The organism is Azospirillum sp. 11R-A (genome assembly GCF_049472615.1).
GTDB classification, from domain to species: domain Bacteria; phylum Pseudomonadota; class Alphaproteobacteria; order Azospirillales; family Azospirillaceae; genus Azospirillum; species Azospirillum palustre.
In genome coordinates, this window is the sequence record NZ_JBCEBL010000030.1 from 85212 (window position 1) to 93608 (window position 8397).

General features: G+C 71.5%; 6 protein-coding genes. 3 read left to right on the plus strand and 3 right to left on the minus strand.

The window, feature by feature from the left end; genetic code table 11:
• The first annotated feature begins 6 nt into the window (after positions 1–6).
• The 3 genes from VH569_RS29265 to VH569_RS29275 are packed head-to-tail and all read left to right on the plus strand — an operon-like array spanning position 7 to position 3111.
• A complete protein-coding gene (locus tag VH569_RS29265; protein WP_423320076.1) occupies positions 7–780 on the plus strand; it encodes a hypothetical protein in 774 nt (257 codons plus the stop codon).
• Positions 743–2272: a F0F1 ATP synthase subunit alpha gene (locus tag VH569_RS29270; protein WP_423320078.1), complete on the plus strand. Its 1530-nt coding sequence runs from the start codon at positions 743–745 to the stop codon at positions 2270–2272. The genes VH569_RS29265 and VH569_RS29270 overlap by 38 nt, the downstream gene beginning before the upstream one ends.
• On the plus strand, positions 2269–3111 hold the full coding sequence (locus tag VH569_RS29275; protein WP_423320080.1) for a FoF1 ATP synthase subunit gamma: 843 nt from the start codon (positions 2269–2271) through the stop codon (positions 3109–3111). Before VH569_RS29270 ends, VH569_RS29275 begins: the two co-directional genes overlap by 4 nt.
• Positions 3112–3201: 90 nt before the next feature.
• On the opposite strand, the gene xdhC is transcribed toward VH569_RS29275, so the two are convergent.
• The 3 genes from xdhC to xdhA are packed head-to-tail and all read right to left on the minus strand — an operon-like array spanning position 3202 to position 7931.
• Positions 3202–4065: a xanthine dehydrogenase accessory protein XdhC gene (xdhC, locus tag VH569_RS29280; RefSeq protein WP_423320082.1), complete on the minus strand. Its 864-nt coding sequence runs from the start codon at positions 4063–4065 to the stop codon at positions 3202–3204.
• 10 nt (positions 4066–4075) lie between these two features.
• Complete coding sequence (xdhB, locus tag VH569_RS29285; protein ID WP_423320084.1) at positions 4076–6466, minus strand: xanthine dehydrogenase molybdopterin binding subunit; 2391 nt, start codon at positions 6464–6466, stop codon at positions 4076–4078.
• Positions 6459–7931, minus strand: a complete 1473-nt coding sequence (gene xdhA / locus VH569_RS29290; protein WP_423320086.1) for a xanthine dehydrogenase small subunit — start codon at positions 7929–7931, stop codon at positions 6459–6461. Before xdhA ends, xdhB begins: the two co-directional genes overlap by 8 nt.
• Positions 7932–8397: the final 466 nt, after the last annotated feature.

Genomic DNA, 8397 nt, shown 5'->3' on the forward strand with positions numbered 1-8397 from the left:
TCCGTCATGCACATCGACGGTTGGACCCTTCTGCTCCAGGCGGTCAATTTCCTGATCCTGGTCTGGCTGCTGCGCCGCTTCCTCTACCGGCCGGTCCTGGCGGTAATCGCCGAGCGGCAGGCCGCCACCGAGCGCGTCCGCAGCGAGGCCGAGGCCGCGCGTCAGGCCGCCGAAGCCGCGCGCCAAAGCCTGGAGGACCAGCGCACCGCCCTGCCCGCCGAACGCGACCGCCTGATCGCCGCCGCCCGCGCCGCAGCGGAGGCCGAACGCGCCGCCCTGCTGGAAAAGGCGAGGGTCGAGGGCGACCATGCGCTGGAGGAGGCGCGCAGCCGGCTGGCCGAGGAGCGGGCGCAGGCGCTGGAGGCTTTGCAGCGCCATGCCGCCGATCTCGGCATCCGTCTGGCGACCCGGCTTCTGCGCGACGCTCCCGCCGCTGTCTTGACCGTCCCGCTGCTGGACGAGGCCTGCGCGGCGGTGGAGGCGCTGAGCGCGCCCCAGCGCCATGCCCTGGCCGATGGGATCGACCCGGTGCCGGTGCGGCTTGCCATCGCCGCTGCGCTGCCGGAGGCCGACACCACCCGAACGCGCGAGCGGCTGACAGCGGCGCTCAGCCGGCCGGTGGCCCTGGAGTTGGTCGAGGACCCGTCGCTGATCGCCGGGGTGGAGCTGCATTTTGCCCACAGCGTCGTCCGCCGCAGCTGGAAGCAGGCGCTGGCCGAGGCGAAGGAGGAGATGACGCGTCATGACGCCCCAAGACACAGTGCCGACGCCGTTGCTTGAGGAGGCGCTCGACGCCTGGATGCCGGGCACGCTGCGCCGGCTCGATGGGCTGGAGACGGCTGCGCGGCTGGAATCGGTCGGGCGCGTGGAGTCGGTGGGCGACGGCATCGCCCATGTCTCCGGCCTGCCCGACGTCCGGGTTGACGAACTGCTGCTGTTCCCCGGCGGCGTCGCCGGGCTCGCCATGGATCTGGACGGGCAGATCGGCTGCGTCCTGCTGGGCGATGCGGCGGTGGTCATGGCCGGCGGCACCGTCCACGGCACCGGGACGGTGCTGCGCGTGCCGGTCGGCGACGGGCTGATGGGCCGGGTGGTCGATCCGCTCGGCAACCCGCTCGACGACGGCCCACCGGTGGAGGCCGAGCGCTGGGAGCCGGTGGAGCGCCCCGCCCCAACCATCGCGGAGCGGGCGGCGGTGTCCGAACCGCTGCTGACCGGCACCGCCGTGATCGACGCCATGTTCCCGCTCGGCCGCGGCCAGCGCGAGCTGCTGATCGGCGACCGCGCCACCGGCAAGACCGCCATCGCGGTGGACGCCATCCTCAACCAGACGGATGGTGACGTGTTCTGTGTCTATGTCGCCGTCGGCCAGAAGGCATCGGGCGTCCGTGCGGCCATCGAGGCGGTGCGCCAGGGCGGGGCGGCTGCGCGCACCCTCTTCGTCATCGCCGCCGCCGATTCCGCTCCCGGCCTGCAATGGCTGGCGCCTTATGCCGGCTTCACCATGGCCGAGCATTTCCGGGACAGCGGCCGCCACGCTCTGGTCATCGTCGACGATCTGTCCAAGCATGCGGCGGTCCACCGCCAACTGTCGCTTCTGCTGCGCCGCCCGCCGGGGCGGGAGGCCTATCCGGGCGACGTGTTCTACCTGCACAGCCGCCTGCTGGAGCGTGCCGCCAAACTCAGCCCGGCCAGGGGCGGCGGATCGCTGACCGCGCTGCCCATCGCCGAGACCCAGGGTGGCAACCTGTCGGCCTACATCCCGACCAACCTGATCTCGATCACCGACGGCCAGGTCTGCCTGGACGCCAAGCTGTTCTACGAAGGGCAGAAGCCGGCGGTCGACATCGGCCGCAGCGTGTCGCGCGTCGGCGGCAAGGCGCAGCCGCCGGTGCTGCGCACTCTGGCCGAACCGCTGCGGCTCGACTACGCCCAGTTCCTTGAACTGGAGGTCTTCACCCGCTTCGGCGGGCTGGTGGACGAACGGACCCGCAAGGCGGTGGCGCACGGCCAGCGCATGCGCGCCCTGCTGGCCCAGCGCCACCTGTCGCCGCGGCCGCTGGCGGTCCAGGCGGCGCAGCTGCTGGCGCTCGCCGACGGCACGCTGGACGGGCTGCCGCTGGAGGCGATCCAGCGCTTCCAGACAGCGCTGGCCGGGCTGGTCGCCGCCCGCCCGCCGAAGATCGGCGAGGCGCTGGACGACGCCACCAGAACCGCGCTGCGCGACCTGATCGCCCAGGCCACCGCCGGGCTTGGCGGGGGGACGCCATGAGCGAGCGGCTGGCCGATGTCGAGGCCCGGCGGGCCAGCGTGCAGGAGCTGGAGGCGGTGACCGACGTCATGCGCTCCCTTGCCGCCATGCGGTTGCAGCAGGCGCTGGGCACGCTGGCGGGAACCCGCGCCTATGCCGAGGTCATCGCCGGGGCGCTGGCCCAGGCGGCGGCCCTGCTGGACGACGCGCCGGTCCAGTGGCCGGCGGACGGGCAGCACGGTCATTCGGCGCTGCTGCTGTTCGCGCCAGAGCATGGCTTCGTCGGCGCTTTCGCCGAACGGCTGGTCGAGGCCGCGTTGGCCGCCCCGGCCGGCTGCGCGCTGTGGGTGGTGGGGCTGCGCGGCGCCGCCCTGCTGGAGGAGCGCGGACGACCGCCGGAGTGGAGCACGGCGATGGCGACCAACACCGATGGCGTCACCGCCACCGCCCGGCACATCGCCGAAGCGCTCTACCGCGCCGCCGCAGAGGGGCGGCTGGGCCGGGTGGAACTGCTCTACGGCCGGACCGAGGGCGGCGCGCCGCCGGAACCGGTGCGCCGGCCGTTGCTGCCGCTCGGGCTACCGCGGGACGGCGCCCGGCCGGTGCCGCCGCTGATCAACATGCCGCCGCGCGAGCTGATCGCCCGGCTGGTGGACGAGTATGTCTTCGCCCTGCTGGCCGATGCCGCGATGGAGAGCTTCGCCGCCGAGAATGCCGCGCGCCTCTCCACCATGATGACGGCCCGCCACAACATCGAAACCACGCTGGACGGGCTGACCGCCACGGCGCGCCACCTGCGCCAGGAGCAGGTCACGAACGAGCTGATCGAGCTGGTGTCAGGGGCGGAGGCGATGGGGTGAGAGGAAATCCTCTCCCGCCCCGGGAGAGGGAGGGACCCGCCGAAGGCGGGAGGGTGAGGGGCGATCCGGGCATGGACTCATATCCTTGGATCACCCCTCACCCTTCCCAAGCTTCGCTTGGGCCCCTTCCCTCTCCCGGGGCGGGAGAGGGAGTGTCAGCGCCACCAGCAGTTCCGCCGCGACGAGGGCCGCGATCACCTCCGGCCGCTTGTCGCCGGTCAGCGCGGCGCCGATGGGACAGGTCAGGCCCGCCAGCGCGTCCACCTCCCGCCCGCGCGCCCGAAACCAGCGCTCGAACTTCGCCCGCTTCGTCGCCGAGCCGATCATGCCGACATAGGCCGCATCGCCGCGCCGCAGGGCCGCCTCGGCAATGTCGAAGTCCAGCGCGTGGCTGTGGGTCAGCACCAGATAGCCGGCCCCGGCGGGAGCCGCCGCCAGCGGGTCGAGCGGGCTGTCGGTCAGGATACGCTCCACCCCCGCAGGGATCGTCTCGGGGAACTCCTGCGCCCGGCCGTCGATCCACAGCAGGCGCAGCGGCAAGGGCGCGAAGGCCGTCGCCATCGCGCGTCCGACATGGCCGGCGCCGAACAGCAGCAGGGTCGGTCGCGCCGCCCGCGCCCGGCGTTCGAGTTCCTCCAGGGCGGCGACGGTGCCGGCGTCGGCGCGCTCCAGCCGCAGCACCACATGCCCGCCGCAGCACTGCCCGGTCGCCGGCCCCAGCGGAAGGTCGAGCGTCTCGGCGGCGCTGCCATCCTCCAGCATCCGCCGCGCGGCGGCGATGGCGGTCCATTCCAGCCGGCCGCCGCCGACGGTGCCGGCGCAGGCCTCCCGCCCGACCAGCATGCCGGCCCCTTCCTCCCGCGGGGTGGAGCCGCGCGCCTCGGCGACGGTCACCAGCACGGCAGGTTCATCGAGGGAGAGCCAGCGCGAGAGGGTGGCGGAGAGTGGCATCATGGATGGGGTGTCATGATCGGGAAGACGCAGCCCGCTCCCGCAGGGCGGCGATGCAGGCCAGCACGCGTTCCGGCGTGGCCGGCGCATCCAGCCGCGGGCAGAGGCGGTGCCCGGCGAGGCTCGCCACCGCGTCGGACAGGGCGTGGAGTACCGACATGCCCAGCATGAAGGGCGGCTCGCCCACCGCCTTGGAGCGGAAGATGGTGTCCTCGCGGTTCGGCGCATTCTCCAGCAGCGCGACGTTGAAGATGCGCGGGCGGTCGGAACAGGCCGGGATCTTGTAGGTGCTGGGGGCGTGGGTGCGCAGGCGGCCCTGCCCATCCCACCACAGCTCCTCCATGGTCAGCCAGCCCATGCCCTGGACGAAGCCGCCCTCGATCTGGCCCCTGTCGATCGCCGGATTCAGCGACCGGCCGCAATCGTGCAGGATGTCCACCCTATCGACGACATATTCGCCGGTCAGCGTGTCCACCGTCACCTCGGCGCAGGCGGCGCCATAGGCGAAATAGTAGAAGGGCGTGCCGCGCCCGGCCGCGCGGTCCCAATGGATCTTCGGCGTCTTGTAGAAGCCGGTGGCCGACAGCTGCACCCGCGCCATGTAGGCAGCACGCACCAGTTCGGCAAAGCTCATGTCGCAGTCACCGACCAGCACCCGGTTGCGCTCGAACCGCACGGCGTCGGGCGCCACGCCCCAATTCTCCGCCGCGAAGGCGACCAGCCGCTCCCGAATGGTCCGGGCCGCCGCCTGCGCCGCCTTACCGTTGAGGTCGGAGCCGGAGGATGCCGCGGTGGCGGAGGTGTTGGGCACCTTGCCGGTGTTGGTGGCGGTCGGGCGGATGGTGGCGATGTCGACCTGGAACTCCTCCGCCACCACCTGGGCGACCTTGGTGTAGAGCCCCTGCCCCATCTCGATCCCGCCATGGTTCAGCTGGATGCTGCCGTCGGTGTAGACATGGACCAGGGCGCCGGCCTGATTGTAATGGCTGGCGGTGAAGGAGATGCCGAACTTCACCGGCGTCAGCGCCAGCCCCTTGCGCAGGATGCGGCTGCCGGCGTTGAAGGCGCGGATCTCCTCCCGCCGCGTCCAATAGCCAGACGTCTCCTCAAGCTGCGCCACCAGTTCGGGCAGGATGTTGTCGGTGACGGTCTGGTGATAGGGCGTCAGGCTGCGGCCGTCCGTCTCGGGATCGCTGCCGTAGAAGTTCCGCTTGCGGATCTCCAGCGGGTCCTTGCCCAGCGCATGGGCGATCTCGTCGATCACCCGTTCCGCCGCAACCATGCCCTGCGGGCCGCCGAAGCCGCGGAAGGCGGTGTTGGACACGGTGTTGGTCTTCAGCGGCAAGGAGGCCAGCCGCGCCGCCGGATAGAAATAGCCGTTGTCGGCATGGAACAGAGCGCGGTCGGTCACCGGGCCGGACAGGTCGGCGGCATAGCCGGCGCGGGCGGCGAACAGCATGTCGACGCCCTCGATCAACCCGCTGTCGTCGAAGCCGACCCGATAGTCGATCTCGAAATCATGACGCTTGCCGGTGATCTGGAAATCGTCGTCGCGGTCGGGGCGCAGCTTGGCGGCGCGGCCGGTCCGTCCGGCGACCAGGGCGGTGCAGGCGGCGAACAGGTTCGACTGCGTCTCCTTGCCACCGAAGCCGCCGCCCATGCGGCGCACCTCGACCGTCACCGCGGCGCTGGGCAGGTCCAGCACATGGGCGACGATGTGCTGGACCTCGGTCGGGTGCTGGGTGGAGATATGGATCAGCACCTCGCCATCCTCGCCCGGCACTGCCATGGCGATCTGGCTTTCCAGGTAGAAATGCTCCTGCCCGCCGATGGCGAGCCGGCCCTCCACGCGGTGTGGCGCCGCGGCCAGCGTCGCGTCGGCATCGCCGACCCGCAGCGTCATCGGCGGGGTGACCAGCGTCCGCTCGCCGTCGCGGGCGGCGGCGATGGTCAGGATGGCCGGCAGATCCTCATACTCGATCACCGCCAGCTTGGCGGCGCGGCGGGCTTGGTCGCGGGTTTCGGCGGCGACAGCGAAGATCGGCTGGCCGACATGCTCGACCAGGGATGACGCGAACAGCGGCTCGTCATGCTTGCCCATGCAGCCGATGTCGTTCACCCCCGGCACGTCGTCGGCGGTGAAGACCGCCACCACGCCGGGGGCCTGCCTGACCGGCGACAGGTCGATGGCGCGGATGCGCGCATGGGCCCGGCTGCTGAGGCCGAGATAGAGATGGAGCAGGCCGGCCGGCTCGGCGATGTCGTCGACATAGACCGCCTCGCCGCTGACATGCTTGTGGGCGCTCTCGTGCCGGCGGGAGTCGTGGACGGCGCCCTGGATGCGGTCCGGGGTGGCGGCGGGGGCGATGGGGGTCGTGATGTCAGGCGCCATGGAATCAGGCATGTGCAAGCCTCCGGTCGCCGACCAGACGGGTCTCCGCCGCCGGGTCGCTGGTCTCGACATACAGCTTCATCAGCAAATTCGCGGCCACGGCGGAGCGGTAGGACGCGCTGGCCCGCCAGTCGGACAGCGGCGCGTAGTCCCCCGCCAGCGCCTCCATCCCCAGCCGAACGCTGTCCTCGGTCCAATGGCGGCCCAGCAGCACCGCCTCGGCCCCGGCGGCGCGCTTCGGCGTGCCGGCCATGCCTCCGAAGGCGATGCGGATATCGGCCACCCGGCCCTCGCCGTCCAGCGTCAGGCGGAAGGCGCCACAGACGGCGGAGATGTCCTGGTCGAAGCGCTTGGCGATCTTATAGGCACGGAACCGCTCCCCCGCCGCCGGTTTGGGCAGGATCACCGCCTCGACGAATTCGCCCTCGCGGCGGTCCTGTTTGCCGTATTCGAGGAAGAAGTCCTCCAGCGGCAGCTCGCGCATCTCCTCGCCGCGCCGCAGCCGCAGGGTGGCGCCGCAGGCGATCAGGGCCGGCGGGCTGTCGCCGATGGGGGAGCCGTTGGCGATGTTGCCGCCGATGGTGCCCATGTTGCGCACCTGCTCCGCCCCGATGCGGCGGATCAGCTCGCCGAAATCGGGATAGAGCGCGGCGATCCGCTCCGCCGCGTCGCTGTAGGTGATGCCGGCACCGATCACCAGCGCGTCGCCGCGATCCTCGATCCGCCGCAGGGCGCGGACCCGGCCGGTGTAGACCACCGTCGCCAGCACGCGCTGGAACTTGGTCACCCACAGCCCGACATCGGTTGCCCCGGCCACGATGGTGGCGCCGGGGTTGTCGAGCAGGAGCCGCGCCAACTGCGGCACGGTGGCGGGGGCCAGGAAGCGGCGCCCGCCGGCACCGACGCTGAGGATCTCCTCGTCGCGCAGGGCCTTCAGCTGTTCCGCCATGGCGGCGCGGTCGGCGAAGCGGTCCGTGACGCGGTCGCCGATCTCGTACATGGCGTGGGCGGCGCGGACGATGGGCTCGTAGCCGGTGCAGCGGCAGAGGTTGCCGGCCAGCGCGTCGTCGATCCGCTGGCTGTCGGGCCGTTCCTCGTTCAGGTACAGCGCCAGCAGCGACATGACGAAGCCCGGCGTGCAGAAGCCGCATTGCGAGCCGTGGCAATCGACCATCGCCTGCTGCACCGGGTGCAGCGCGCCGTCCGGTCCCTTGAGATGCTCCACCGTCAGCAGCCGGCAGCCGTCCAGCGTGGCGAGGAAGCGGATGCAGGCGTTCACCGCCTCGTAACGCAGGGTGTCGCCGTCCAGCCGCCCGACCACCACGGTGCAGGCGCCGCAATCGCCCTCGGCACAGCCTTCCTTGGTGCCGACCCGCCGTTCCGACAGCCGCAGCCAGTCGAGCACCGTCAGGGTGGGATCGACCGCGTCGATCTCCCGAAGCTCGTCCCCGAGATAGAAGCGGAGGCGCTGGCGCATGGCTGCTCCCGTTGAACTGGTGACGATGTGACGCAGTATTTCACTGACGTTAACTCTGTCACCAGATCGGCAGCGCGGGAAAGAGTTTCAAACGATTTGCAAAAGAGCGGCGTTGCGCGGGGCCTCCTTGGGGGGACGATGCGAAGCGTAGCCGGCGGGGGTGGAACAGCGTGGAACGGTTTCCGGCGGGTGTTCCATCCGCCGCCTACCGGTGGCGCGGCAGAGCGGTTGGGCAAGGCGACAGCTTATAAGCCCTCTCCCCCCTGGGGAGAGGGTTGGGTGAGGGGGGCAGCGCGGACGGAACGACCGCGCCAGGGGATTGCCAAGGGGCAGCATGCCCCTTGGCGGCGCGCGGATCGCGCGCATCGGAAAGGTCGTCCTCGAGTTCGGGGACGGGCTGACGAACCGGTTGCGTGGTTTGTCGTTTTGAGGCTGGGGCGGCGAGCCCGTCGAGGATGCCGAGCCG

Coding starts and splice junctions, on each gene's coding strand:
- VH569_RS29265 (WP_423320076.1), top strand. CDS start 7: ATGCACATCGACGGTTGGACCCTTCTGCTCCAGGCGGTCAATTTCCTG.
- VH569_RS29270 (WP_423320078.1), top strand. CDS start 743: ATGACGCCCCAAGACACAGTGCCGACGCCGTTGCTTGAGGAGGCGCTC.
- VH569_RS29275 (WP_423320080.1), top strand. CDS start 2,269: ATGAGCGAGCGGCTGGCCGATGTCGAGGCCCGGCGGGCCAGCGTGCAG.
- xdhC (WP_423320082.1), bottom strand. CDS start 4,065: ATGATGCCACTCTCCGCCACCCTCTCGCGCTGGCTCTCCCTCGATGAA.
- xdhB (WP_423320084.1), bottom strand. CDS start 6,466: ATGCCTGATTCCATGGCGCCTGACATCACGACCCCCATCGCCCCCGCC.
- xdhA (WP_423320086.1), bottom strand. CDS start 7,931: ATGCGCCAGCGCCTCCGCTTCTATCTCGGGGACGAGCTTCGGGAGATC.